General features: G+C 69.1%; 25 protein-coding genes. 11 read left to right on the top strand and 14 right to left on the bottom strand.

Annotated elements, in window-relative coordinates; genetic code table 11:
• Positions 1 to 41 precede the first annotated feature (41 nt).
• Positions 42 to 626 carry a TetR-like C-terminal domain-containing protein gene (locus ACSZL9_RS09360; protein WP_446665223.1) on the top strand — a complete coding sequence of 195 codons (585 nt, stop codon included), beginning with the start codon at positions 42 to 44 and terminating at the stop codon, positions 624 to 626.
• Between the two features lie 42 nt (positions 627 to 668).
• On the opposite strand, the gene ACSZL9_RS09355 is transcribed toward ACSZL9_RS09360, so the two are convergent.
• A complete protein-coding gene (locus ACSZL9_RS09355; RefSeq protein ID WP_446665222.1) occupies positions 669 to 1682 on the bottom strand; it encodes a DUF2804 domain-containing protein in 1014 nt (337 codons plus the stop codon).
• 181 nt (positions 1683 to 1863) lie between these two features.
• Between ACSZL9_RS09355 and ACSZL9_RS09350 the strand changes: the two genes are divergently transcribed.
• A complete protein-coding gene (locus tag ACSZL9_RS09350; RefSeq protein ID WP_446665221.1) occupies positions 1864 to 2364 on the top strand; it encodes a GNAT family N-acetyltransferase in 501 nt (166 codons plus the stop codon).
• 14 nt (positions 2365 to 2378) lie between these two features.
• On the opposite strand, the gene ACSZL9_RS09345 is transcribed toward ACSZL9_RS09350, so the two are convergent.
• A complete protein-coding gene (locus ACSZL9_RS09345) occupies positions 2379 to 2945 on the bottom strand; it encodes a dihydrofolate reductase family protein (protein WP_446665220.1) in 567 nt (188 codons plus the stop codon).
• A 30-nt stretch (positions 2946 to 2975) separates the two neighbouring features.
• Positions 2976 to 3749, bottom strand: coding sequence for an exodeoxyribonuclease III (locus ACSZL9_RS09340; protein ID WP_446665219.1), 774 nt, complete (start codon positions 3747 to 3749; stop codon positions 2976 to 2978).
• Between the two features lie 373 nt (positions 3750 to 4122).
• Here ACSZL9_RS09340 and ACSZL9_RS09335 point away from each other — a divergent pair, with 373 nt between their 5' ends.
• The 4 genes from ACSZL9_RS09335 to ACSZL9_RS09320 all read left to right on the top strand — a co-directional run bounded on the left by ACSZL9_RS09335 (position 4123) and on the right by ACSZL9_RS09320 (position 7484).
• On the top strand, positions 4123 to 5487 hold the full coding sequence (locus ACSZL9_RS09335; protein WP_446665218.1) for a serine hydrolase domain-containing protein: 1365 nt from the start codon (positions 4123 to 4125) through the stop codon (positions 5485 to 5487).
• A gap of 48 nt (positions 5488 to 5535) precedes the next feature.
• Positions 5536 to 6174, top strand: a complete 639-nt coding sequence (locus ACSZL9_RS09330) for a DedA family protein (protein WP_446665217.1) — start codon at positions 5536 to 5538, stop codon at positions 6172 to 6174.
• A gap of 105 nt (positions 6175 to 6279) precedes the next feature.
• On the top strand, positions 6280 to 7149 hold the full coding sequence (locus tag ACSZL9_RS09325) for an LptM family lipoprotein (protein WP_446665216.1): 870 nt from the start codon (positions 6280 to 6282) through the stop codon (positions 7147 to 7149).
• A 110-nt stretch (positions 7150 to 7259) separates the two neighbouring features.
• A complete protein-coding gene (locus ACSZL9_RS09320; protein ID WP_446665215.1) occupies positions 7260 to 7484 on the top strand; it encodes a hypothetical protein in 225 nt (74 codons plus the stop codon).
• Between the two features lie 110 nt (positions 7485 to 7594).
• Here the strand turns inward: ACSZL9_RS09320 and ACSZL9_RS09315 are convergent, their stop codons facing one another.
• Entirely contained in the window at positions 7595 to 8257 is a 663-nt protein-coding gene (locus tag ACSZL9_RS09315) for a response regulator (RefSeq protein WP_446665214.1), read from the bottom strand.
• Positions 8254 to 9504, bottom strand: a complete 1251-nt coding sequence (locus tag ACSZL9_RS09310) for an ATP-binding protein (RefSeq protein ID WP_446665213.1) — start codon at positions 9502 to 9504, stop codon at positions 8254 to 8256. The genes ACSZL9_RS09315 and ACSZL9_RS09310 overlap by 4 nt, the downstream gene beginning before the upstream one ends.
• Positions 9505 to 9629: 125 nt before the next feature.
• Between ACSZL9_RS09310 and ACSZL9_RS09305 the strand changes: the two genes are divergently transcribed.
• Both ACSZL9_RS09305 and ACSZL9_RS09300 read left to right on the top strand, forming a co-directional pair.
• Positions 9630 to 11030 carry a PspC domain-containing protein gene (locus tag ACSZL9_RS09305; protein WP_446665212.1) on the top strand — a complete coding sequence of 467 codons (1401 nt, stop codon included), beginning with the start codon at positions 9630 to 9632 and terminating at the stop codon, positions 11028 to 11030.
• Positions 11027 to 11458 carry a hypothetical protein gene (locus tag ACSZL9_RS09300; RefSeq protein ID WP_446665211.1) on the top strand — a complete coding sequence of 144 codons (432 nt, stop codon included), beginning with the start codon at positions 11027 to 11029 and terminating at the stop codon, positions 11456 to 11458. The genes ACSZL9_RS09305 and ACSZL9_RS09300 overlap by 4 nt, the downstream gene beginning before the upstream one ends.
• 22 nt (positions 11459 to 11480) lie before the next feature.
• Here the strand turns inward: ACSZL9_RS09300 and ACSZL9_RS09295 are convergent, their stop codons facing one another.
• A complete protein-coding gene (locus tag ACSZL9_RS09295; protein WP_446665210.1) occupies positions 11481 to 12578 on the bottom strand; it encodes a glycosyltransferase in 1098 nt (365 codons plus the stop codon).
• A gap of 79 nt (positions 12579 to 12657) precedes the next feature.
• Between ACSZL9_RS09295 and ACSZL9_RS09290 the strand changes: the two genes are divergently transcribed.
• Together ACSZL9_RS09290 and ACSZL9_RS09285 are read left to right on the top strand one after the other, a co-directional pair.
• On the top strand, positions 12658 to 13461 hold the full coding sequence (locus ACSZL9_RS09290; RefSeq protein WP_446665209.1) for a PIG-L deacetylase family protein: 804 nt from the start codon (positions 12658 to 12660) through the stop codon (positions 13459 to 13461).
• Positions 13458 to 14621, top strand: a complete 1164-nt coding sequence (locus tag ACSZL9_RS09285; protein ID WP_446665208.1) for a lysylphosphatidylglycerol synthase transmembrane domain-containing protein — start codon at positions 13458 to 13460, stop codon at positions 14619 to 14621. The genes ACSZL9_RS09290 and ACSZL9_RS09285 overlap by 4 nt, the downstream gene beginning before the upstream one ends.
• A gap of 18 nt (positions 14622 to 14639) precedes the next feature.
• Here the strand turns inward: ACSZL9_RS09285 and ACSZL9_RS09280 are convergent, their stop codons facing one another.
• The 8 genes from ACSZL9_RS09280 to ACSZL9_RS09245 form a co-directional block, all read right to left on the bottom strand.
• The gene (locus ACSZL9_RS09280) at positions 14640 to 15569 is read right to left on the bottom strand and encodes a phosphatase PAP2 family protein (RefSeq protein ID WP_446665207.1); all 930 of its coding nucleotides are present in this window, start codon (positions 15567 to 15569) and stop codon (positions 14640 to 14642) included.
• A 107-nt stretch (positions 15570 to 15676) separates the two neighbouring features.
• Positions 15677 to 17254: a glutamine-hydrolyzing GMP synthase gene (gene guaA / locus ACSZL9_RS09275; RefSeq protein WP_446665206.1), complete on the bottom strand. Its 1578-nt coding sequence runs from the start codon at positions 17252 to 17254 to the stop codon at positions 15677 to 15679.
• 34 nt (positions 17255 to 17288) lie between these two features.
• Positions 17289 to 17663 carry a DUF3817 domain-containing protein gene (locus ACSZL9_RS09270; RefSeq protein ID WP_446665205.1) on the bottom strand — a complete coding sequence of 125 codons (375 nt, stop codon included), beginning with the start codon at positions 17661 to 17663 and terminating at the stop codon, positions 17289 to 17291.
• Positions 17656 to 18510 (bottom strand): SURF1 family protein, encoded by an 855-nt coding sequence (locus tag ACSZL9_RS09265; RefSeq protein ID WP_446665204.1) that lies wholly within the window; start codon positions 18508 to 18510, stop codon positions 17656 to 17658. Before ACSZL9_RS09265 ends, ACSZL9_RS09270 begins: the two co-directional genes overlap by 8 nt.
• A 171-nt stretch (positions 18511 to 18681) precedes the next feature.
• A complete protein-coding gene (locus ACSZL9_RS09260) occupies positions 18682 to 20412 on the bottom strand; it encodes a GMC oxidoreductase (RefSeq protein WP_446665203.1) in 1731 nt (576 codons plus the stop codon).
• A complete protein-coding gene (locus ACSZL9_RS09255) occupies positions 20409 to 22031 on the bottom strand; it encodes a succinic semialdehyde dehydrogenase (protein ID WP_446665202.1) in 1623 nt (540 codons plus the stop codon). Before ACSZL9_RS09255 ends, ACSZL9_RS09260 begins: the two co-directional genes overlap by 4 nt.
• A gap of 67 nt (positions 22032 to 22098) precedes the next feature.
• Positions 22099 to 23220: a GuaB3 family IMP dehydrogenase-related protein gene (locus ACSZL9_RS09250; protein ID WP_446665201.1), complete on the bottom strand. Its 1122-nt coding sequence runs from the start codon at positions 23218 to 23220 to the stop codon at positions 22099 to 22101.
• Entirely contained in the window at positions 23217 to 24611 is a 1395-nt protein-coding gene (locus tag ACSZL9_RS09245) for an MFS transporter (RefSeq protein ID WP_446665200.1), read from the bottom strand. Before ACSZL9_RS09245 ends, ACSZL9_RS09250 begins: the two co-directional genes overlap by 4 nt.
• Before the next feature lie 115 nt (positions 24612 to 24726).
• Between ACSZL9_RS09245 and ACSZL9_RS09240 the strand changes: the two genes are divergently transcribed.
• Positions 24727 to 26253, top strand: a complete 1527-nt coding sequence (locus tag ACSZL9_RS09240) for a fatty acyl-CoA synthetase (protein ID WP_446665199.1) — start codon at positions 24727 to 24729, stop codon at positions 26251 to 26253.
• Positions 26254 to 26324 lie beyond the last annotated feature (71 nt).

The following is a 26324-nucleotide window of genomic DNA, read 5'->3' as shown; positions in this document are numbered from 1 at the left end:
GCAATGGGCTTAACGCCAAGAGAACTGCAATAATGTCCGGTATGCCGACAGCAACCACCTCCGTGAAGCGCCGTCCCGGTGGGCGGAGCGCACGCGTGCAGGACGCGGTCTACAGCGCCGTCGGTCAACTCATGGCAGATCACCGACCGGACGAGATCACGATCCCGATGGTCGCCGACCGCGCCTCGGTCAACCCGACGAGCGTCTACCGGCGGTGGGGCGACGTCGATGCGCTCCTGGAAGAGGTCGCGGTTGCGGCGTTCACCCGCGACGACGAGACACTGCCGGACACCGGGAGCCTGGAATCGGATCTGCGCGAGTGGGCGCGCGTCATCGCCGCGGACATCGCGCGACCACACCGCACGCGCTACCTGCGCGCGATGGTCAACGCACGCGACGGCGTGCTGGAGGACAGTTGTCCGTGCTGGCAGTCCCGCCGCGTGCAGCTGACCACGATGACCGATCGGGCATGTGACCGCGGCGAGCAGGCTCCGTCGGTCGAGCAGGTGCTCGATCACGTGATCGCCCCGCTCTACCACCACGTCGTCTTCGCGCTGCCGATCGACGAGGCGTATGCCGAGGGTCTGGTCAACGACGTCCTGTCGATGCATCCCAGGACATCCTGATTCGGACGGCCCGCGCTCAACCTGCCGTCGACACCACGCGGGTCACCACAGTTGCTCGACGTGTTCGGCCCAGCCGAAGACATCGGTCACGTCATACGACTGACCGCCCGCGTCGGTGACAGTGCCCGACCAGGTGCCGAAGCACTGCCAGGTGCGGGACCGGATGACCTTCAGGTCGGTGGCAACGTGCCGCACGTGCTCGACAGCGAAGGTGAGATCGACACCGGACCCGGTGACCCGCCACGGCACCCGCCAGTCAGCCTGGTCGTAGGCCCAGTCCAACTGATCGATCTTGGTCAGGCGCCCGTCGATCAACAGCGAATTCTCCGTGGCCCCAGTGCCGTCCGTCCACTTGCCGCCGACCTGTATGCCGATCTCGTGCGCGCCGCAGCGCCCCGATCCGGCGCCCCAGTTCCAGGTGATCGACCGCGGCCAACGACCGCGGCCGTGATCGAGCGTCGCCCACGCCTCGCCGCCGCCCAGTCGGTGCTCCACTCCGTCGATGCGCAGCGACCCGCTTGCGGGGCGAGCGACGTCCTTCACGGTGTATTGGAAGAGATGGTCGGACCACGGCACCACCACACCGAGGCGCTCGTGGCCCTCAGGAAGCGCCGCCACTATGTCGACGTCGACCCGCTTGCCGCGCGCCTGCAGTCGCGTGCCGTCGGCCTCGGGGGTGATGGTGATGGTCAGGCTCTTCGACCGGAATGTCGTGGGGCCGGCGTCCAGGCTTCCGGGCAGTGTCGTGCCCATTCCGAACGGCGTGACGGCGTCCTGGTTGATCTCCTGTCCGGTGCGCCGGTCGAGCACCCAGAAGTTGTTGACCCCGGCATAATCGATGCTCGAAACCGTCAGTGCGACAACGTGATCCGGCGTCGTGACCGCCCAATACTCCCAGCGCTTGTTCCGGCCGAACCCCACTCGACCGTGACCGATGCGATCGGTGTTGTGCATCGGCTGGGTGGTCCAGCCGACCGCGTCGGGGTTGAGGCGTCCCGTCGCGTCCGTCAGCGAGCACGGTGCCGTGAGGTGTGGGCTGGTGCGTGGCGTGACCATGCGGTGATGATCGCAGGTGGGCGGTCCTGACGACCGATGCGGCAATTGCCCGGTTGAGCGGTGGGACAGAATTCGGTGGCCATACCGGCCGCGCCAATGTCACGATCGGTGAATGAACGACGACCTATCTCGTGCGCGAATCCGGTTGATACAACCAACCGTTCAGCTCCACGACGCCTTCTTGGACTGTGCGTTCGAATTCGGCACCGGCCACCGTGACGGGTTCGCCACCGACTCGGTCCCGGACGACGATCTGAACGACCCGTCGCGGTTCGCGGCCTGGGTCGCCACGCGAGTCGCGTATGCCGACGAAGCCACCGAGCTGCCGCCCGACCGCGTGCACGACACGTTGTCCTGGATCATCGACGAGCGAGACCCGTCACGCATACTGGGCTCGATCTCGCTGCGGCACCGGCTCAACGACTTCTTGCTCGCCGTCGGCGGTCACATCGGGTATGGCGTGCGGCCTTCCGCTCGCCGGCAGGGAGTCGCGACGGCCGCGCTGAGGCTCGCTCTCGACCAGGCGAAAGACCTTGACCTGCAACGGGTTCTGATCACCTGTCAGACCGACAACGCCGCCTCGGCGCGGACCATCGAACGCAACGGCGGCGCTCTCGAGGACATCCGGGAGACCCCTGACCACGACACCGTCCGTCGCTACTGGATCGACCTCGACGGCTGAGCGTCGGGCGTGGGTCACGCAGTGCGCCGGCGGACCTCATAACGCAGATCGACCCGCTGCCCGTTCTGCCGCACATCCCGAAGTGACAGCCGGTCGGAGGTGATCCGTCGTGGGAGTAGTTGTGCACCCGCGCCGAGCGCCACCGGCACCATGCCGACGCAGATCTCGTCCAGCGCGTCCGCGTCGTCGAACGCTCCGACGAGCTCTCCGCCGCCCAGCAGCCAGACCTTCCGGTCGCCGGCGGACCCGGCGATCTCGTCGAGGTGGTCGCCGACGTCACCCGCGACGAAGCGGATCGGCACGCCCGGAATCGCCGGGAGGTCACGGTGTGTGAACACCCAGGTCGGCCGGTCGGCATACCACTCGCGCCATTTGCCGGGCTGCTCCAGCACCTTCTCGTGCTCCAGCACCCACGTGTAGGTCGTCGCGCCCATGACGAGCGCACCGACCGACTCGATGAAATCCGGGATCTCCGTGTCGTCCTCGGTCGTCGGCACGTCGAAGAGCCACTGCAGTGAGTTGTCCTGGTCGGCGATGAAGCCGTCGATGGTGCATGCCGTGAAATACGAGAACTCCGTCATCACCCGCACGGTAACCGCAGCTACCGACAGCTACCCGTGATCGACGACCACCGCCGCGTGATCGCTCCACCGTTCGCTGTATGCCGCCGCACGGCCTACCTCGAACCGCTCGACCCGTGCGGCCAGGGACGGCGAGTCCAGCACGTAGTCGATCCGCCAGCCACTGTCGTTGTCGAACGCCTTGCCGCGCCAGGACCACCACGTGTAGGGCCCGTCGACGTCACCGGCACGCTCGCGCACCACGTCGGCCCAGCCCGACTCGAACCAGGACGTCAGGTGCTTCTGTTCCTCGGGTAGGAATCCGGACTTCCCGCGATTTCCCTTCCAGTTCTTGAGGTCTCGCGTTGTGTGACAGATGTTGAAGTCGCCGGTAACGACGGCGTCCCGGTCGATCAGCTCCGCCATACGCGCACCCATGGCTTCCAGGAACGCGAACTTGTCGTCCTGCTTCGGAGTGCCCGCCTCGCCCGTGTGCACGTATGCCGACACGACCGTCACCGGCACCCCGGCGACGTCCACCGTCGCTTCGATCCAGCGTCCGTCGTCCTCGAAACCCGGCAGCCCGACGACGATCTCGCCGATCGGGTGCCGCGAGAGCACTGCGACGCCGGCGCGACCCGCCGTGGCCGAAGGTGCGTGCGCAATCTGCCACGAGGCGAAGTCGGACCCTGCCAGCGCCTTCGCCAACTGGTCGTCGGACGCCCGAACCTCTTGCAACGCAAGGACATCCGCGTCCTGCGCAACCAGCCAGTCGAGTCCTCCGCGACGCACGGTCGCGCGGATCCCGTTCACATTCGCAGTCACAACTCGCACGGGAATGACTCTCTCATCCGACGCCGCTGCTTCGAGAACGGGACCTCGAGACGGTTGCTCGTCCCTCACAACCTCCTCGGCCACCTCGGATGCGCTCCTCCGGCACTCGACCAGCTTCACAAGGTGGTCGAGTAGGCGTGCTCACTCAAGGTGGTCGAGTAGGCGAGCCCCAAAGGGCGAGCCGTATCGAGACCCCGTGCGTGTCGCGTGCCTGGTCTCGATACACCCTCCGCCGCTGCGCTCCCCCGGGCACTCGACCACCTTCATTTGCTCTCCCGGGCACTCGACCACCTTGGTGCGTCGGCGCTCGACCAGCTTCGTCTGCCCGCGCGCACTCGACCAGCGGGGATGATTGGATCGAGCCATGACGCTCGACCCCGCTCTCACCCACCTGCTCGACGCACGCCTTGCCGACGCACAGCGCACCAGCCGCGCACCGTCGGCCGCCGCCGCCCTGATCGGCGCCGGAGACGTCGTCTGGTCCGGCGCAGTGGGTCACACCAACGGCCGTGCGGATGGTAAAACCGCAACAACCGCAACGCAATACCGCATCGGGTCGATCACCAAGACGTTCACCGCGGTGCTCACGCTGCGCCTGGTCGACGACGGGCTGGTCGAGCTCACCGACCCGATCGCGAAGCATCTCCCCGAGCTGGCCGAGCGGCTGCCGGGAGTCCGCGTCAGCGAGTTGCTCACCCACGGCTCCGGGCTGCCCGCCGAGACCGAGGGCGCGTGGTGGGAGCGCAGCCACGGCCGCACCTGGGACGAGCTGCAGTCGAGCATCCGTCCGATTCACCGGCCCGGACGCCGATTCCATTACAGCAACGTCGGATTCGCGGTCGCCGGCGAACTCGTCGCCCGCCTCCGGGACAGCACCTGGTGGGACAGCCTGCAGCAGGAGGTGCTGCAGCCGCTCGGGTTGCGCGACACCACATACGCACCGACCGACGCTGCAGCACCCGGGCTCGCCGTCCACCCCTACGCCGACCTCCTCCACGACGAGCCCGCCACCGACACGCTGTCGATGGCACCCGCGGGACAGCTCTGGTCGACGGTGCACGACCTCGCGACGTTCGCGCGTTTCCTGGCGTATGGCGACGAGCGCGTCCTCTCCGACGCGCTCCGCACGGAGATGCAGATCCCCGCGCTGATCAACGACGACCCGGGTTCGGCATACACCCGCGCCTACGGCTTCGGCCTGGACATCATCAACTCCGGCGGTCAGCGCTTCATCGGGCACGGCGGCTCGATGCCCGGCCACCAGTCGTCGCTGAAGATCGGCCCGGAGACCGGCGACGGCGTCGTCATACTGGTCAACAGCACCGCCGGCCTCGCACTGGACGGCATCGCGCTGGTGCGTGAGCTGCGCGAGCACGCGCCACGCACGACCACTGCCTGGACCGCAGACGCCACCCCGGCGGACGACGCCGCGGACGTGGATTCCCCTGTCGGCACGTGGTTCTGGGGCCCCCGGCCACACGTGCTGACCCGCGAGGGAGACCGACTCCGGCTGGCTCCGGTGGCAGGCGGGCGCGGCTCCCGGTTCGTCGCCGACGGGTCCGACAGCTGGGTCGGCCTCGACGAATACTTCGCCGGCGAACGCCTCACCGTCCACCGCCGCGACGACGGCGCACCGGCATACCTCGATCTCGGCAGCTTCCGCTTCACCCGCACGCCGTACGATCCCAGTGGGGACATTCCCGGCGGTGTCGGAACAGGCTGGCACTGACCGACGTTAGGGAATTCGATGGATCACTGGCTGACGACGATTCCGCCCATGGCGGTCTATCTCATCGCGGGCCTCGCGGTCGGCATCGAGAGCCTCGGCGTGCCGATCCCGGGAGAGACGATCCTGGTCGCGGCCGCCATCCTGTCGTCCCATCACGAAGTCTCGGTCAGCCCGCACGGCATCGCGATCGCGGCCGTCCTCGGTGCGGTCATCGGCGACACCATCGGATACACCATCGGGCGAAGGTATGGCGAGCGCCTCTTCGGCTACCTCGAGCGACGGTTCCCGCACCACTTCAGCCGCGACTTGGTCGACTACGCCGAGCACGTCTTCCAGCGCTGGGGCATGCTCGCGGTCTTCATCGGCCGGTTCATCGCACTGTTGCGGATCTTCGCGGGGCCGCTGTCGGGCTCGCTGAAGATGCACTACCCGCGCTTCCTGCTCGCCAACGCGACCGGCGCGATCTGCTGGGCGGGCGGCACGACCTACCTCGTCTATTACGTCGGCAAGGCCGCCGAGGAGTACCTCAAGAACTTCTCGTATGTCGGGCTCGGTCTCGCCGTCGTCATCGGCCTGCTGGGCTCGACGGTGCTGCGTCGCAAGATGCAGCGCAATGTCGAGATCTTCGCCGCCGAGCGTGCTGCCGCTGCCGCCGCCGAGACCGACGCCGAGCGGTCCGCGACCTGACCCGACCGGCTGATAACGACTTGGGGCACAGCTGCCCGACCCGGTGCTCGACCGTGGAGTTGTCGGCTAGCTTCAGCTGATCGGCAACGATCGGGGCGGGTCACCATGCACACAGGCACACTGCAGGCAGCACGCCGGGTCCGCCTCGTGCGCGCCGCGCTCGCCATACTCACCGCGACCCTGCTCTCGGCGTGCGGCCAGTCCCCGGACCTCTTCGCCGACACTCCCGCCCCCGCATCAGAGGCCGCCTACGACGGTCCGCTGTATGTGTCGGTCCCGTCCGCGGCGCCGAAGCCGCAGCGGTATGGCGCCGCCGGCATGGCGCTGCAGTGCACGACCGACGAGGGCATCGAGGGTGCTTCGTCCAGCGGCGCCAAATACGACGACGGTGGAGTGGCCGACAACCCGAAGGATGCCCTGCGTCTGGCGTCCGGGGAGTCGGTCTTCGACGGCGCCCGCAGCAATTTCCGCCTCGTGCGCGAGGAGAAGACCCGTGCCCTGTTCACGTATGCCGTCGAGGGCCGCACGCGGCAGGCGATCGTCGTCCACGATGGGCCGACGATCGCCGAGAGCGGCTGGCACATCGAGTCCTGGGCACGATGCGACTTGTCGGAGTTTCCCGACGAGGTGACCGATCAGGCGGGCCTGCAGATCTGGTCCGACGCTTCAGGTCACCGCGCACCCACGACGCGACTGGTCTCCTGGCAGGGCCCCGAGCACTGCCAGTGGCAGGACATGACGTTCCTCGAGATGGGCAAGGCGACCTACGTGCGCGCGCCGTCGCCCGATGTGCGCGAATTCTTCGATGCTGCGTACCGCAGCGACATTCCGCTGCCGGCGAACGCCACGGACACCGGCTATCACCGCGACGGCCGGCACCTGTGGCTCTCCCCCGACAAGCAGCGCGCGTATGTCGGTAGCCCGGACCACGTCGAGCAGTGGCCGAGGACAATCCAGCAGCTGGGCTGCGCCTGACGCCATCCGGAGCCACCCCGCGATCAACAGGCCGCAACGTCGATCAAGCGGCCCGATGGTGGTCGTACCACGCTGAAACCCATCAGCAACCACCACCAGAGGAGGACGCCATGAGCGACCCGAATGCACTGCCGATCAGCGACCCGCTGCGTCATACGGCCAAGATCCAGACCCGGCTCACCGACCTCGCCGAGCACCTGCGCGAGGACGTCAAGAAGGTCGACGAGCCGCAGGCCAAGGCACTGTTCGAGACCTCGGCCGAGGTCCTGCTCGGACTGCGCAACGCCTTCGCCGACTACGAGAAGGGCGACGAAGACGCCTGGCAGCACAACTGATCGAGCGGACACGAACGCACCCAGCGGACACGCATACTCGCCAGTACAGGGCGGATTTTCGTGTCCTCCCGGTGGCGATTGTGTCCGCTCGGTAGGAATGAGCCGCGCGGTTACAACAGCCTTCGTGCCATCGCCCACGAGGTCAGCTCGTGCCGGGAGGAGAGCTGTAGCTTCCGCAGCACCGAAGAGACATGTGTCTCAACGGTTTTCACCGAGATGTAGAGCTCCTTGGCGACTTCCTTGTATTGGTAGCCGCGGGCAATCAGCCGCATCACCTCACGCTCGCGGGCGGACAAGCGGTCCAACTCCTCGTCGACCTCGGCGATCTCACCGGCGGCGGCGCCGAACGCGTCGAGCACGAAGCCGGCCAGCCGCGGGCTGAAGACGGCGTCGCCGTCCTTGACCCGGTGGATCGCGGAGATGAGGTCGGTCGGGTTGATCGTCTTGGTGACGTAGCCGCGAGCGCCCGCCCGGATCACCGAGATGACGTCCTCGGCGGCGTCGGACACCGACAGCGCCAGGAACCGCACCGGCTGCCCGTCATCGGTCTGCACCCCGGCGCAACCGGTGACGACGTCCGCACCGCCGTTGCCGTTGCCGCCGGGCAGGTGCACGTCCAGCAGCACGACGTCGGGGCGGGTCTCGCGGATGACCTTGATCGCCGCGTCGACGTCGGGGGCCTCCCCGACGACGCTCACCGAGTCGTCCAGCTCGGCCTTCACCCCGGACCGGAACATCCGGTGGTCGTCCACCAACACGACATTCGCGTTCATGCTCGGCCCTCACCCTTCTGTTGATCGTCTGCCGGCTCCGGCAACGGCATCCGCAACCGCACCTCGGTGCCGTCGTCCAGGCGCCGCACCTGTGCCTCGCCCCCGTGGCGGTCCATCCGTCCCATGATCGACTCACGCACACCCAGCCGGTCCTCGGGTATGTCGTCGGGGTCGAACCCCGGCCCGTGGTCGCGCACGAACGCTTCGGCCTGCCCTGGACCCACTTCGAGGAAGACCGACACCGGCGGCTCGCCGTGCCGCACGGCGTTCGCCAGGGCCTCCCGCAGCGCGTTGACCAGCGCTGCCCCGGACTCCTCCAACGCGCGGTCGCCGGTCACCACGACGTCCACCGGTATGCCGTGCAGCGTCTCGATGTCACCGGCCGCTTCCTTGACGGCTCCGGCGAGCGTGGCGTCACTCGTGGCCTGTTCGGCATACAGCCAGCCACGCAGCTCACGCTCCTGGGCACGCGCCAACAGTTGCACCGCCTGCGGGTCGTCCGCGCGGCGCTGGATGAGGGCGAGGGTCTGCAGCACCGAGTCGTGCAGGTGCGCGGCGATGTCGGCCTTCTCGGTCGCGCGGATCCGCTCGGCCTGCTCGGTGCGCAGCGTGTCGACGAAGCGGGCGATGAACGGTGCGCCGAGGATGCCGGCACCCAGCAGCACGACGAGCACCCCGACGGTCACGTCGCGCAGGCGCCCGAGACCACCGCCCTGGGAGAGCAGCAGGATCAGACCCATCAGCGCCATCACGATGCCGATGACCGTGCGGATCCGGGTCTCGCGGCGGTCGCCCGCGCTGATCCACTGGCGCCGCTCGGCGCTGCCGAGACGGGACCACACCAGCACCAGTCCGACGCCGATCACCAGCAACGGCAGGGTGAGTGACAGCCGACCGACCGACCGCGTCACCCCACTCGCGGCCAGACCGCCGACGATCAGCAGCGGGATGCCGACGAGGAACATCCGCCCGCGGGAGATGCCGCTGCCAGCCTTGTCGAACGGCTGCACCAGAGCCGGACCGTCCGACTGCGGCATGGTCAGCCAGAGAAATCCGTAGACCGGCAGCCCGAAGAGGAAGACGATCGACACCGCGGTGATGATCCGCAGGCTGGTCAGCGGGACGCCGAGGTGGTGGCTGACGCCGGCACACACTCCGGCCACTACCCGGCCCTCGGTGGGTCGGGTCAGCGGCGGGCGCTGTATGCCGCCCTCGGCCTCACTCTCGACCCCGACTGTCTCGCTCACGACTCCAGTCTCGCGCACTTCCGAGCGAGTGCCGACCGATCAGCGCCCTTTTCGGGGACGCCTCAGGGCACCGTCAGGGTCGACCCGCATGGCAGCGGGCGCCATACACCGTCAAGGTTGTCGGTATGACGCACCAGACCGACCCGGGCCACCGCCCGCCGCCGCCCCCGCCGCAACAGGACGGCGATGCGCTGGACCGACTCTTCGCCGCGGCACGACGCCTCGGGCTGGTCCGCGACGGCAGCGAGAAGTGGCTCGGTGGTGTCGCGGCCGGGCTGGCCCGCCGCTGGGCGGTCGACCCGCTGATCGTCCGCGCCGGACTCATCCTGATCACCTGCATCTTCGGCATCGGCATTCCGATCTACTTCATCGCCTGGACCTTGCTGCCCGACGACTCCGGCGAGATCGTCGCGGAGAAGGCGGTGCGGCACGGCGACACCTCCTCGATCGTGCTGTGCATCGCCGCGGTCACCTTGTCGGTCGGCGGCTTCGGCGCCTTCTGGTCGATCGGGTCCGGCTGGGGTCTCAGCGGCCAGGCGATCGGCCTCGGCCTGCTGGCGTGGGCCTTCCTCGCCTGGCACGGCCACGGACCGGGCGCCCGGCGCGAAGACGAGTCGACCCACGAATGGACCACTCGCCTCGGCGACAGCATCCGCACCGACCGCTCCGGCGCACGCCCCGAGCCATCGGGCCCGAGCACCGGCAATCGTGCGGCGGCCGCCGGTGCTGCAGCGCGCGCCGGCCGGGTCGACCTGCGCAAGTCCAGCGAGGGTCACGACTGGACCCCGTGGTCGACCGCGGACACGACGCCCGGCGTGCAGACACCGTGGGGCACGGTCGCTCCGCCACGCATCAAGCGACGCCGCATCGGCGCTGCGCTCACCTTCGCAATCCTCGGAATCTCAGTGCTGGCAGGCGCATTCACTGCGCTGGTCCTTGTCGGCACCTCCCACGGCGACAGTGCCCTGCAGGTGGGCCTGGCCGCCGGAGCCGCCGTCGCGGCCGTCGCGCTGGTCATCGGGGGACTGGCGGGACGTCGCGGCGGCGCGCTCGGCCCACTGACCACCGTCGCCGTGGTCCTCGCACTGCTCACCAGCGCTGCCGCGCCCGCGGGTATGCCGTGGACCGGGACGATCGGCGACGAGTCGTGGCGGCCGACCTCGGTGGCGTCCGGCACCCAGCACAACTTCACCATGCGGGTCGGCAACGGCGACCTGGACCTCAGCGGCCTGCGTGCCGCCGACCTGCCCGCGCAGACCGATCTCAACGCCCGGATCAATGTCGGTCAGCTGACCATCACGGCGCCCGCCGGCACCACGCTGCGAGTCGACGGCTACGCCCACATCGGGCAGATCGAGGTCGTCCGATCGTCCGGCAGCAACTCCGATAACTCCGGCAAGCAGCGGATCAGTGGTCACGGCGGCATCGAGACCCGTCACACGTTCACCGTCGGCAGCGGACCCAAAATCATCGACCTGGACGCCAGCGTCGGGGTCGGCAACATCACCATCAAGGAGCAGCCATGAATGAGGACCCTGGCCAGGACCGCGAGGCCCCGCGCGACCAGCCACCGGCATACCCCACCGAGGAGATGCCCACCTACCGCAGGGCCGCCTCGCACCCGGAGCCGACACCTCCGACGAGCGAGCCAACAGCCTCATGGCGTGCGGGATCCACCGGCGAGTTGCCGGTGAGCGGCATCCCCGCCGCGCCGGTGCGGCCGGTCGCCCCTCGCGGCCCCTACGTGCCCACCGTCGTGCGGGGACTCCTGGTGCTGCTGGCCGCAGCGCTCGTGGTCGTATGGCGCGTGGTCGACGACCCCGACTGGACAGTCGTGGGGATCGGTATGGCGATCGCCGCCGGCGCGATGCTGCTGCTCACCGCCGGCGTCAGCATGCTGGTCCGGCATACACGCGACGACCGCGAGTTCGATCGGATGCTGTCGCGGTCATGAGCTCGACAGCATCACCGACCGGTCAGCCGGCGGCGGAGCGTGCGCGGTCGTATTCGCCGAGCACGATCTGCAGCACGTCCGACCAGCCCAGCTCGTGTGTCGACTCGCGGCTGCACCGCGAAAGGCGTTCGCGCAGTGCGGGATCGGCGCCCACCCGGCCCAACGCCGCCACGAACTCCGCGTCGTCCCGGACCACCAGTCCGGTGCACTCGTGCTCGACCAGGTCCGCGACGGCGCTCTCTTCACGGGTCAGCACCGGCAGCCCGCAGGCCCGCGCCTCCGCGGCAGCGATCCCGAACGCTTCGAGCACGGTCGGCGCGGCGTACATGTCGGACTCCCGGTAGAGCTCCCGCAACGCCATGGGTGACAGACGACCGGGCAGCGTGCACCACGGCGGGCGACGTCCGTCGAGGCGGCCGCGCAGCGGCCCGTCACCGGCGATCGTCAGTCGGATGTCGACGCCCGAGGTGTCCCGGGCCCGGGCGACCATGTCGACCAGTTGTTGCGGACGCTTGCGGGCTGCGAGACGCATCGCACTGACCACTCGGAACTCCCCAGCACCGGCAATCGTCCTCCCAGGGGGACCCACCCCGGCAGACCAGAAGGAAGTGTCGATGCCGTTCGGGACGATCGTCACCGGCGCGTCCGCGACCCGTTGCAACGGCGCCGCGGCGACGCGTGACACCGCGGACAGCGCGGCGCCTCGCCGTGCCCAGCGCCCGACATACCCCAGTGCCCGGACAAGAGCCTCGGACCGCCCGGTGACGCTGTGCCACGTCGCCGCCACCGGCACGCCGAGCCGGAGAGCGACACCGACGCCGTCCATGGCAAACGGGCTGACCACCCCCAGGTGCGCGTGCACGACGTCGAAGTCATTGCGCTGCAACACTTTTCGCAAGGACCGGCGCGCTCGCGGGTTCACCAGCAGACCGCCCGGGAGCTCCCGCTCCATGCCCAGTCGGTGCACCACCACCGACTCCGAGGTGTCCTCCCCCGGTGTGATCGTGAGCACCTCGACCTCGTGCCCGACATCACACAGCGCACGGGCAAGTCCGTGCACCTGAGTCTCGATGCCACCGAGCCTCGGCGGGTAGCAGTCCGACACCAATGCGACCTTCATCGGTCACCAAGACTGCCATGCACCGCGAACTGCACCATCGCCTGTGCCCGGCGAACCGACATGCGGAAGGATGGGCTCGATGTCCTACACCCTGGTGGCGTTCCACGCGCACCCCGACGACGAAGCGCTGCTGACCGCCGGCACCCTCGCGAAGGCTGCCGCCACCGGTCATCGGGTCGTCCTCGTGGTCGCCACCGACGGTGCACTCGGCCTGACGTCCGGAGCCTTCCAGGACCGGCTGGGCGATCGTCGGCTCGCGGAGCTGCAGCGCAGCGCCGCCGCCATGGGGATAGCGCGCGTCATACATCTGGGGTATGCCGACTCGGGGATGGTCGGCGACGTCCCCGCCGACCCGCCCGGCAGTCGGCGGTTCGTGCGAGCCACCGGCGCGGCACGGATGCTCGCCGACATCCTGCGCGAGGAGCAGGCCGACGTGCTCATGTCGTATGACGCCGCGGGCGGCTACGGCCACCGCGACCACGTCAAGGTCCACCAGGTCGGGGCCGAGGCCGCGCGCCTGGCAGGCACCCCGCGGGTCGTCGAGGCGACCGCCCCGCGCGAGCTGCTGACCCGCGCGGTGCACCTGATCGCCCGACTGCGGCAACTGCCCGGCGACTTCGACCCGGAGGTCTACGAGCGCGCCTTCACCCCGCGCGACCAGATCACCCACCGGATCGACGTGCGCGGGCAGATCAGCGCCAAGCGAGCCGCCATGCGCGCCCACGCTTCCCAGGCCGCCGCGGACGACGGTGCCGACCGAACACTCGGCAAATTTCTGCAGATCCCCCGGCCAATTTATGATGTGGTTTTCGGACGGGAATGGTTCCGCGATCCAGCGCACACCGGGCCCGTCTCAGATGACATCTTTGCGGGGTTGGGATGAAGAGCTCGAGGCGCACCTCGACGCCGCCCAGCGCCGCAAAACGCACGGTGCAGATCGACGAGATCGTCGCCGGCAACATGCAGGTCGCCGACGAGGACGACAGCAACGCACCCGCGATGCCGAAATTCAGCTGGCGACTGCTGATCCACGCAGTCCTGGGCATCGCACTGGCCGCCGTGATGATCGGTGCCCTGCCCTGGTTCACCTCCACCACGTGGGGTGAGATCGGTCACCACCTCGACCTGGTCGGGCCGAAGGCGTCAATGGAGTGCATGGGCATCATGCTGCTCGGCCTGGCCATCTACACCTTCACCCTGTCCGCCGCGCTGCCCGGGCTCTCGCACCTGAAGGCGTCGATCATCAACGTCTCCGGCTCGGCCGTCAGCAACGTGCTGCCCGGCGGCGGTGCGGTCGGGATGGCCTCGACATACATGATGCTGCGGTCGTGGGGCTTCGCCCGGCGCAACATCTCCACCGGCCTGATCGTGAGCGGCATCTGGAATGTCCTCTTCCGCGTCGGGCTCCCCCTCATCGGGATCGCCGCGGTGTCCAAGTCGACTGACACGCTGCCGTCGATCGTGCGCCGCGGCGCCTGGTGGGGCGGCATCATTGGGCTGCTGCTGCTGATCGGGTTCGTGGTCGCGCTGATCCGCCCGACCTGGACCGCATGGCTCGGCGATCAGCTCGACAACCGGCTCGGCCCGCTCGTGGCGCGGATGCGCCGCGGCGCCAACAAGGGCAAGCGGCTCAACCTCAAGCACCTGCTGCTGGACCAACGCGCCCGCATCAGCACGGTCACCAAGCACGGCTGGTTCCCGATGTCGCTGGGTGTCATCGGGCAGCTTGCGTTGTGGTTCCTGCTCTTCTGGCGGGTGATGGAGGCAGTCGACGTGGACCTGCCGGTCGCCGACCTCTTCGCGGCATACGCGATCGGCCGGCTGATGACGGCGATCCCGTTCACCCCCGGCGGGCTCGGCTTCACCGAGGCCAGCACCGTGGTCATCCTGGTCTTCTGGGGCGCCAACCCGGCCGCCGCGAGCGCGGGCGTGGTCGTCTTCGCGATCTTCACGCACATCGCCGAGATCCCGATCGGTGCGCTCGGCTGGCTGGCCTGGTGGGCGATGCCCAAGACCGGTGTCGCTGCGAAGGCGTCGCCCTAGCCAGGTCCGTCGGAGCGTCTAGGCAACGACCCGGTCGACGGCGACCGCGACCCACCCGACGACCACTGCAAACATCCCGCCGAGCAGACCGAGGGTGAGCACCGCCAGCGGCAGGTCGTGTATGCCGAAGCTCGGCCGCACCCCGATCAGCACCACCAGCAGGCCGGCCAGCACCACTCCGAGCACCGACGCGCCCACGAGGCGCAGCGGGCGGCGCCCGACCGGCCGGCGACGCTGCAACAGGCCGGTGACCGCGAGTGCGACCGCCGCCCAGCCGAGGCAGACCATCCCGGCGGCCAGGACATCACCCGGGCGGTGCCAGTGCGCCGACACCGTGCCCGCACCGACGAACGTGGCCAGCAACGCCGCGCCCGCGGTGATCAGCGGTCGCCAGCGGTATGACGCGACGATGACCGCAGCCAAGGCCAGCGACAGACCGACCGTAGTGTGCCCGCTCGGCAAGGTGTTGCGACCCGAAACCGACTCCAGCACCTGATATTTCAAGATCTGCGTGGTGATGTTGGCACCGGCGATCAGCACACCAGCCGACACGGCGACGGCCCACCGGCGCTGCAGCATCGCGACCACGACGCACGCGGCCAGACAGACCGCCACGCTGACGTCGGTGACCAGGCCGAGCACGTCCAGGATCCGCGACCACGCTTCGGGGCTGGTGCCCAGCGAGTGCATCATGCGCTCGTCCCGGTTGAAGCCGGTGACCGAGTGGATGGCGTAGCGCACCACGACCGTCAGGCCGACGATCGCAAAGGTGGCCATGATCACGGCGTGCACCCAGGCGGCGGCGCGCCCCGGACCCTGTGCACGGGGCTGTTGGTACGGGGCTTGTTGGTACGGGCCCTGCTGGTATGGCGCTTGCTGGGATGGCGACTGCTCGTACGCGAGCGGCCGCGTCTCATCGTGCGCGGGTGCCGAAGGCGCTGTCGTCATCGAGGCATCCTCCTCGGCGAGGGTGTGCGGCCGCCGGGGAAGTCTTGTGCGTCCGCTGTGCGCCGCGCTCGTATCCCCCTCACCCGGTCGGCCCTCGTGCACGCCTGTTACTCCCACTCGATCGTGCCCGGCGGCTTGCTCGTCACGTCGAGCACGACCCGGTTGACCTCCGACACCTCGTTGGTGATGCGGCCCGAGATGCGCGCCAGCACGTCATACGGCAGGCGGGTCCAGTCGGCGGTCATCGCGTCCTCGGACGACACCGGGCGCAGCACGATCGGGTGACCGTAGGTGCGGCCGTCGCCCTGCACGCCCACCGAGCGCACGTCGGCCAGCAGCACCACCGGGCACTGCCAGATCTCCCCGTCGAGACCGGCCGCGGTCAGCTCCTCGCGGGCGATCAGGTCGGCGGCGCGCAGGATTTCCAGCCGCTCTCGGGTGATCTCACCGACGATGCGGATGCCCAGGCCCGGACCCGGGAAGGGCTGCCGCTGCACGATGCCGTCGGGCACACCGAGCTCGGTGCCGACCTGGCGGACCTCGTCCTTGAAGAGCAGCCGCAGCGGCTCGACGAGGGTGAACTGCAGGTCGTCGGGCAGGCCGCCGACGTTGTGGTGGGACTTGATGTTGGCAGCGCCGGTGCCGCCGCCGGACTCCACCACGTCGGGGTAGAGCGTGCCCTGCACCAGGAACTTCACCGGGTGCTGCTCGTCGCCGCGGTCGGAGACGATGTCGCGCGCCGCTTGCTCGAAGACGCGGATGAACTGCGCACCGATGATCTTGCGCTTCTCCTCCGGATCGCTCACTCCCGCAAGGGCATTCAGGAATTGCTCGCTGGCGTCGATGACGACCAGGTCGACACCGGTCGCGTCGACGAAGTCCTGCTTGACCTGCTCGGCCTCCCCCGACCGCAGCAGGCCGTGGTCGACGAAGACGCACGTCAGCTGCTCACCGATGGCGCGCTGCACGAGCGCACCCGCGACCGAGGAGTCGACACCGCCGGAGAGCGCGCAGATGGCGCGGGCGTCGCCGACCTTCGCACGGACGTCCTCGACCAGCTCCTCGACCATCGCCTTGGGTGTCCAGTCCGCCTCGAGACCGGCACCGCGCAGCAGGAAATTCTCCAGGACTCGCTGGCCGAAGGTCGAGTGCATGACCTCGGGGTGCCACTGCACGCCATACAGCTTGCGCTCGTCGTCCTCGACGGCCGCGACGGCGGCGCCCGGCGTGGTGGCAGTGACCCGCAGGCCCTCAGGCGCTTGGGAGGCGGAGTCGCCGTGGCTCATCCAGACCGACTGCTGTGGCGGCTGACCGTTGAAGAGCGTGGACGAGGTGTCCTGGATGTCGGCCTGGGTGGCGCCATACTCGCGCAGTCCGGTGTGCTCGACCGTGCCGCCGAGCGCGCGGACCATCGCCTGGAAGCCGTAGCAGATGCCGAAAACCGGCACGCCCGCATCCAACAGGGCAGCGTCCAGGGCGGGGGCGTTGTCGGCATACACCGACGACGGGCCGCCGGACAGCACGATCGCGGCCGGCTGCTTGGCGAGCATCTCCTCGGCCGACATGGTGTGCGGGACGACCTCGCTGTAGAGCTGGGCCTCACGCACCCGGCGCGCGATGAGTTGCGCGTATTGGGCGCCGAAGTCGACGACGAGGACTGGCTTTTCGGTGAGCGGCGCTGTCACGCGCTCGATTCTATCGGCCGGCAGCCGGATCTCCTCACGCGCCGGCGTCGTGCAGCAGCGCGCTCACGCCAGTGTTGACCTTGCGCTCCAACCAGAACGACAGGACCGGCACGAACGCGGTGCAGATGTAGCCGACCATGCGCACCGCGGTCCACCGCAGCTTGGTGCCGAGGTTGAAGACCGACGCCATGAACGCCATGAAGAGCACCCCGTGGATCGGCGACCACCAGGCCAGCGCCTCGTTGTCGAAGCCGTAGTGCAGGATCAGCTCGACGCACAGGATCAGCAGTGCGACACCGGCGATCACCGCCATGATCCGGAAGAACTTCAAGGCGGTGACGACCTTGTCGAGGTCGTCGGTGGGGCGCAGCTCGCCCGCCGGTGTGGTCAGGACCTGCGTGTCAGACATGACTTCCTTCGGTCTGGTCGTGTGGTGCGTCGGGTATGGCGGGGTCGGTCCCCTCTTCGCTGTCCGACTGCTCGCCGGACTGATTGCCGGGCTGCTTGTCGGACTGATTGTCCGGCGGAGCCTCGCCGGCACGTAGCTCGGGGTGCGCCTCGCGGCGCAACTCACGGATGTAGATGAAGACCGCGAACGCCGCGAAACTCCACCACTGCAGCGCGTATCCGGCGTTGACCAGGCTGAGCCCGCCACTTCCCGGTTGCGGCGGCGGGAACGGCTGCACGCCCTTGGTGTGCATCGCGGGCTGCTCGCCGGTGAGGAAGACGAACCCGTTGTAGATGTTGCCGCCCCACCTGGTCAGCAGGGCCGGCAGGTCGACGGTGGTGAGCCGGCCGGACGAGGTGTCACCGGACGAAGGCGCCTCACCCGGCGCCAGTGCGCCGGTGACGGTGACCGTCCGCGTGCTCGGCTTCGTCGCCTGCGACGGCTTGGCGACGAATCCGCGCACGACCGGGATGCGGGCGTGCGTGCTGTTGACGACGACGGGCGTGACCACCCAGTAGCCGTCGGTGCCGTGCAATATCCGGCCGCTGACCAGGACCTGGCCCTTCGGGTCGTAGTGACCGGTGAAGCGCACCGGCTGCAGCGAACCGTCGTGCGGGAAATCCTGCTGCGGCTTCAGCATCGAGTCCAGTGCGACCACCGGGCTCTTGCTGTCATCGCCCATGGTCTTCTGGCCGCGGTCCTGCGCGACACCCCACTGCCACAGACCGGCGACCACACAGCCGCCGAAGAACAACACGGCGACCGCCAGCAGTCCCAGCATGCGGGGCCGGAACGCAGCACGAAACACCCTTGCAGGATACGTTGCCGACCTTGGCGCAACGTCACCGCCGGGCCACGACCACCCTCGTACCGAGAGGACCCTCGATCACCGAGAGGACCGGCGATTCGGCCCTCTGGGACACGAAATTGCCGGTCCTCTCGATCAACGGGGGGCCGCTCGGCGGGTGGAGCCGGTCACTCAGCCGGCGGCGGGCACCTTCGGCATACCGAGGTCCACGCCGGGCACCCGCGCTGCAGGTGCCGCCGTGCGCCGGTATGGCGAACCCTGCTCCGGGCGCGCATCGCTCTCGCCCTTGGCCGGCCACATGGCGATGGCCCGCTCGGCCTGCGCGGTGATCGTCAGGGACGGATTGACCCCGAGGTTGGCACTGACCGCGGCGCCGTCGACGACGTGCAGGCCCGGGTAATTCCACACCCGGTGATAGGGGTCGATGACGCCGTGCTCCTCGTCGGCCGAGATCGCGACTCCGCCGAGGAAGTGGGCGGTCATCGGCATACCGAAGAACTCCGGCCAGCAGACACCGGCGATCGCGTCGACGTCACCGACCTTCTTCAGCCGCTCGGTGATCGCTCGAATGGCCTTGTGCCCCTGGGGAATCCAGCGCGGGTTCGGCTCGCCATACCCCGGCGCAGTCGTGAGCCCGACGCGACCGAAACGGCGTCGCGGCTTCACCGTGATCGAGTTGTCGATGCTCTGCATGACCAGCGCGATGATGGTGCGCTCGCTCCACTTCGGCCCGAGCACACGCGCCGCGCGCACCGGGTTGCGGAGCAGTTGGCCGAGCATTTCGGCGGTGCGTCCCGGCACCTTCTTGTCACCGTTGACCAGGAACGTCGACATCAGCCCCATGAGGTTGGAGCCCTTGCCGTAGCGGACGTTCTCAATGTGCGTGTTCTCGTCGATGTGGAACGACGTGGTGATCGCGACGCCGTGCGTCAGGTCGACGCTGTCCGGTACCTTGACCGCGGCAGCACCGCCCAGCTCCTCGGAGTTGGTGCGGGTGAGCTCGCCGAGCTTGTCGGACAGGTGCGGCAACCGGCCGGTGACCTTCATCCGGTGCAGGAGGTTCTGGGTGCCCCACGTGCCCGCGGCGACGACGACCTGCTCCGCCGTGACACTGCGACGGTCCTTGGCGACCCAGGCGCCGGTGCGTTCCGAGGTCACCCGGAAACCACCGCCGGTGACCGGCTCGATCTCGACGACCGTGCGCAGCGGCTCGATCGTGACACCACGACGCTCGGCGAGCGCCAGGTAGTTCTTCATCAGGGTGTTCTTCGCGCCGACCCGGCAGCCGACCATGCAGTTGCCGCACTCGGTGCAGCCGGTGCGCTCGGGCCCCTCTCCGCCGAAGTAGGGATCGGCCACCTGCTTGCCGGACTCACCGAAGAAGACACCGACGGGTGTCTTGCGGAACGTCGAGCCGACACCGAGATCGTTCGCGGTGTCCTTCATCAACTGCTCGACCGGCCCCTGGCACGGATTTTCCTCGACGACGCCGAGCATCCGTTTGGCGACCTCGTAGTGCGGGCTCAGCTCGGCGTCCCAGTCCGTGATGTCGCCCCACTGCTGGTCGGCGAAGAACTCCGGCGGCGGCTTGTAGAGGGTGTTGGCGTAGTTGAGCGAACCACCGCCCACACCGGCGCCGGCGAGGATCATCACACCGGGCAACTGGTGGTAGCGCTGCACCCCGAAGCACTTGAGGCGCGGTGCCCAGAGGTACTTGCGCAGGTTCCAGGACGTCTTGGCGAACTCGTGGTCCTCGAAGCGGCGGCCCGACTCGTAGACGTGGACGTCGTAGCCCTTCTCGGCGAGCCGGAGTGCGGACACGGAGCCACCGAAGCCGGACCCGATCACCAGCACGTCGTGGTCGAATCCTCTTGATTCCGAGGAAGATCGAATGTCGGTCATGACAGACGGAATCCCTTCATCACTCGCATACCGGTCGCCATCGAGCGCGCCCAGACCTTCTCCGGCACGCCGGTCGGGACCTTGAACGGTGTGCCGTGTTGCACGGCGACGTTCTGCGACTCGGTGTATTTCAGGATGCCCTCGGCGCCGTGACGGCGGCCGAGGCCCGACTCGCCCATGCCGCCCATCGGGGAGCCGTTGCTGGCCCATGCGGCGGCATACCCCTCGTTGACGTTGACCGTGCCGCAACGGATCTGCTCGGCGATGCGCCGGCCGCGGCGGGTGTCCTTGGACCAGACCGAGCCGTTGAGCCCGTAGTTGGTGTCGTTGGCCAGCGCGATCGCCTCCTCGTCACTGCTGACGCGATAGACGGCGACGACCGGACCGAAGGTCTCGCCGTTGCGGCAGTCCATGCCGCCGGTGACGCCCTCCAACACCGTCGGCTCGTAGAAGTAGGGGCCCAGCTCCGGTCGCGGGTGGCCGCCGGCGAGCACCGTCGCCCCTTTGGCGCGGGCGTCCTCGACGTGCTGGGTGACGCGCTCCAGCTGTGCCTGCGAGATCAGCGATCCCATGTCGGTGCCCCAGGCCAGGTCGCTGCCGAGCGACATCTTCCGCACGCGCCCCAGGAAGTGTTTGAGGAAGTCGTCGGCGATGCGCTCGTGCAGGATCAGTCGCTCGATCGAGATGCACAGCTGCCCGGCCGAGGAGAAGCAGGAGCGCACGGCGCCCTCGGCGGCGATGCGCAGGTTGGCGTCGTCGGCGACATACATGGCGTTCTTGCCGCCGAGCTCGAGGGAGGCGCCGACCAGCCGGGACGCGGCGCGCTCGGCGACCTTGCGGCCGGTGGCCGTCGAGCCGGTGTACATGACGTAGTCGGCGCGGTCGAGGACGGCTTCGCCGACGGTCTGGCCCGGACCGAGCACGACCTGTAGGACACCCTTGGGCAGGCCGGCCTGGTCGAGCAGCTCGATCGCGCGCAAGGCGGTCAACGATGCCTTCTCGTCGGGGCGGACCACCACGGCGTTGCCGGCGACCAGCGCGGGCAGTGCGTCGGTGATCGACATCGACAGCGGGTAGTTCCAGGGGCCGACGATGCCGATCACGCCGCGCGGGTGATGCAACTCGGTCGACTGCGTGAGGACGGGTATGGCGCCCAGGTGCTTCCGCGGCTTGAGGTAGTCGGGCGCCTTGCGGGCGTAGTGCCGGCAGATGCCCGCGACGTCGAGGATCTCCTCGAAGGCGTTCTTGCGGGTCTTGCCCGACTCCAGCTGGATCAGGTCGAGCAGCTCGTCACGGTGCTGCAGGATCAGGTCGTGGTAGCGCAGCAGGATCTTGGCCCGGTCGGGCACGGATCGGGCCGCCCAGCCGGTCTGTGCGGCGCGCGCCGCGTCATACGCCTGCTCGACGTCGGCGACCGTCGACACCGGCAACTGCGCGATGACGCCGGCGGTGAAGGGCGTCACGCAGTCGTAGGTCTGCGCGTCCGCTGCGGCGCGGACCCGCCGGGCGAGCCGCGCGGGCAACGTCGGGTCGACCGTGTGCGGCGCCGGACTCGGCCGGGCGGCGTCGGCCGGATCGGTGACTTCCGTGGTCGAGGTGCTCTGCAGCTGGTCCGTCATTACTCAAGGGTAACGTGGCGGCGCTCACAGTGGGAGTGAGTCGCCCAGCCGTCTTACTCTTCGGTAACTAGGAACGCTGGTACGGCGCGACGACAGTCTCGACCCGCTGGAATTCCTTCAGCTCGGAGTAGCCCGTGGTGGCCATGGCGCGGCGGAGTGCACCGACCAGGTTGCTGGTGCCATCGGCGCTCTGCGCGGGCCCGGTGAGGATCTGCTCCAGTGTCCCCGCGGTGCCGACCTCGACGCGCTCACCACGCGGCAACGCCTCGTGGTGCGCCTCGCTCCCCCAGTGGAATCCGCCGCCGGGCGCGTCGGCCGCGCGTGCGAGCGACGCTCCGAGCATGACGGCGTCGGCGCCGCAGGCGAACGCCTTGATGATGTCGCCGGACAGGCCCATGCCGCCGTCGGCGATGACGTGCACGTAGCGGCCGCCGGTCTCGTCCATGTAGTCACGGCGGGCGGCGGCGACGTCCGCGATCGCGGACGCCATCGGCGCGTGGATGCCGAGTGCGCGACGCGTCGTGTGGGCGGCGCCGCCACCGAAGCCGACGAGCACGCCGGCCGCGCCGGTGCGCATCAGGTGCAGCGACGCGGTGTATGTCGCAACGCCGCCGACGATGACCGGGACGTCGAGCTCGTAGATGAAGCGCTTGAGGTTCAGCGGCTCGGCCCGACCGCTGACGTGCTCGGCTGACACCGTCGTGCCGCGTATGACGAACAGGTCGACGCCCGCGTCGACCACGGTCTTCCAGTGCTCCTGGGTGCGCTGCGGTGACAGCGCTCCCGCGGTGGTGATCCCGGCATCACGGATCTCGCCCAGTCGCAACGTGATCAGGTCGGGACGGATCGGTGCCCGGTAGATCTCCTGCATGCGGGCCAACCCGTTCGCCGGGTCGAGCTGAGCGATCTCGCGCAGCAGCGGCTCCGGGCTCTCGTAGCGGGTCCACAGACCCTCCAGGTCGAGGACCGGCAGGCCGCCCAACCTGCCCATCTCGATCGCCGACGCCGGGCTCATCACCGAGTCCATCGGTGCTGCCACGACCGGCAGGTCGAAGTGGTAGGCATCGATCTGCCACCCGACGGACACGTCCTGCGGGTCGCGCGTGCGGCGCGACGGCACGATCGCGATGTCGTCGAAGGAGTATGCGCGGCGGCCCCGCTTGCCTCGGCCGATCTCGATCTCAGTCACGAGGGCAGGCTACCGGCCGTGGTAGGTCGAACGCTCGACGTGTCCGCGGCAACCGGCGCGAGCCGCCGCGCCACGACCACGCCCAGCAACGCCGCGACGACGGCGAGCGTCAGTCCGCTCGCGAAGGCGGCCACGTGCGAGTGCGGGGTCAGCCCGCTGAAGACGATCGCCGACACGGCCAGCAGCACGGACGTCGTCAGCATCTCGGTGGTCTGCACCGACGACGCGTTGCGTCCCTGCTCGTCATCCGCCGACATACCCATCAGCAGCACGGTGAGCGGTGAGTAGGCCAACCCGATGCCCCCGCCACCGATCAGCCAGAAGGCATAGAGCGTCCACGAGGGCGTGCTCGACCAGGCGCTCGCGACTGCTCCGGTGATGCCGATCGTGAGCAACACCAGACCGATCCGTGCCAGCCGCCGCTGGTCCTCGTGCGAGATGCGCCGGCCCGCAAGCCACGCGGCGAGGCTCCAGGACAGCGCGCCGACGGTGAGAACGACACCGGCAGCGGTGGCGCTCATGTGGTGCTGCCGGGTGAGTATCAGCGGCAGGTAGACCTCGGTCCCCGCGAACGCCGCGCCGAGCAGCGCGCGGGTCGCGACCACGGACGGTATGCCGTGTCCGCCGCGCAGTGTGCCGGGCGGCACCAGTCGCGGCACGAAGACCACCAGGAGGGCCAGACCGCCCGCCATCAGACCCACCGCCGACGTCAGCGCGCGGTCGGCCGCCAGGGAGAGCAGCACCGCACCCGTCGCCGCACCCGCGGCAGCCAGCAGTCGCCGCCGGACCGACGACGTCGCTTCCCGCTCACGCTTGGCCGCCTGCTGCCGCCGCATGGCCGGCAACAGCAGCGCCAGCCCCGGTATGGCGAACGCGGCACCGACCCAGAAGACCCACCGCCACGAGACGTCCGTCGCGAGGTAGCCGGCCAGCGGTGGACCGAACAACGACGGGGCGACCCAGGCGGCCGAGATGCCCACGAAGACCTTCGGGCGCAGCGCGTCCGGGAAGGCGGCTGCGATCAGCACGTAGAGGGCGACGCTGTCCAGTCCCCCGCCGATGCTCTGGACGGTCCTGCCCAGGATGAGCATGGTCATCGACTGCGCGGCGCCGGCGAGCAGCAGTCCGGCGACGAAGAGGCTGGCGCCGGTGATGATCACCAGCCGGGGGCCGCTGGAGTCCGCCCACGCGCCGGACACCACCATCGCCAGGACTGTCGCGGCGAGCGGGACGGCGAAGACCACGGGGTAGATCGCCAGACCGTCCAAATCCTTTGCCACGGTTGGCATCGCGGTCGACACCGCGATCTGCTCGAAGGCCACCAGCACCTCCAGCAGGACGACCCCGATCAGCGTCATTCGGCGTATCGGCGTCCACGGGCTGTCGGTCACCCGGACAACGCTAGGACTTCGAGCGAGCTTGATGGCAAGCGCGTCCACGGCGACGCCGGCGACATACTCCGGCAAAAGTGCCTGCCGGAGGCGTCGGCTGTGCTGAGGTGGGGCCATGAACGACATCTCCCGCGCACAGAGCAACACGGTCGACGACGTCATCCGCAGGTCCGCGAACCGTTTCGGCGACCGGGTGGCGCTGCGCTTCGAAGAGCGCAGTTGGACGTATGCCGAGCTGGATCGCGCGGTCGACGCCGTCGCCGCGCACCTGCTGACGCTCGGCCTCGAGCCGGGCGCGCGGGTGGCGGCATACGGGAAGAATTCCGATCTGTATGTCGTGGCGTTCCTCGCCTGCGCGCGATCCGGCCTCGTGCACGTGCCGATCAACTACAACCTGGTCGCCCGGGAGCTGGACTACCTGATCGCTCAGTCGGGCAGCTCGGCGGTCCTGGTCGACCCCGGCCTGCGCGATCGTCTGGCCGACGTCGAGCACTGTCCCGGGCTGGTCCTCCCGCTGCGCGGGAGCGACTCTTTGGAGCAGGTCGCATTGTCCGGTGCGGCGAATCCCGATACGCCGCAAGTGTTCTCGGGTTCGGGCGAGGACGCGGTCGTCCAGCTGCTCTACACGTCCGGGACCACGTCGGCGCCGAAGGGAGCGGTGATGACCCACCGCTCCCTGGTGAGCGAATACGTCAGCTGCGTGGCCGCGCTCGACCTCGCCGAGGACGACGAGCCGCTGCACGTGATGCCGCTCTACCACTCGGCGCAGATGCACGTCTTCGTCCTGCCCGGACTGATGGTGGGCTGCAGCAGCACGATCCTCGAGATCCCGGCACCGGACGACATCCTGCGACGCCTGTCAGCCGACGGCCACCGCTCGTTCTTCGCCGCCCCGACGCTCTGGGTCGCGATCGCGAACCACGCCGACTTCGCGTCGCGCGGGCTCGGCGACCTGCGCCGTGCCTACTACGGCGCGTCGATCATGCCGGTGCCGGTGCTGCAACGTCTGCAGGCCGCCTCGCCGGATCTGGGCTTCTACAACTGTTTCGGGCAGTCCGAGATCGCGCCGCTCGCGACGGTGCTTCGCCCGGAGGAGCACGCCGATCGCCCGGACAGCGCCGGCCGTCCGGTGCTGTTCGTCGAGGCGCGCGTCGTCGACGGTGACGGCAACGACGTCCCGGTCGGTGAGCAGGGCGAGATCGTCTACCGGTCGCCGCAGCTGTGCGACGGCTACTGGGACAACCCGGAGGCGTCGGTCGCGGCGTTCGAGGGCGGCTGGTTCCACTCCGGCGACCTGGTCCGCCGGGACGAGGAGGGCTACATCTTCGTCGTCGACCGGATCAAGGACGTCATCAACACCGGCGGTGTGCTGGTCGCCTCCCGGGAGATCGAGGACGCGCTCTACACCCACCCGGCCGTCGCCGAGGTCGCCGTCGTCGGCATACCCGACGAGAAGTGGGGCGAGAAGGTCACGGCATACATCGTCCGCAAGGGTGAGGTGAGCGCCGACGAACTGCTCCAGCACGCGCGCACCGACCTGGCGCCGTTCAAGGTGCCCAAGCAGGTCGAGTTCCTCGACGACCTGCCCCGCAACGCCTCCGGCAAGATCCTCAAGCGGGAGTTGCGCGACACCGCCCGCTGACGTCGGCGGCGCTTCCGCCCTTCGGCGACCGTTCACGCGCTTGTCACTCGCGCCACCCGTCGGGTGCGAGA

It is taken from the genome of Flexivirga sp. B27, assembly GCF_052905685.1.
Note: the sequence above shows the minus strand (reverse complement) of the source record. Positions and strands in the feature narration are given on the sequence as shown.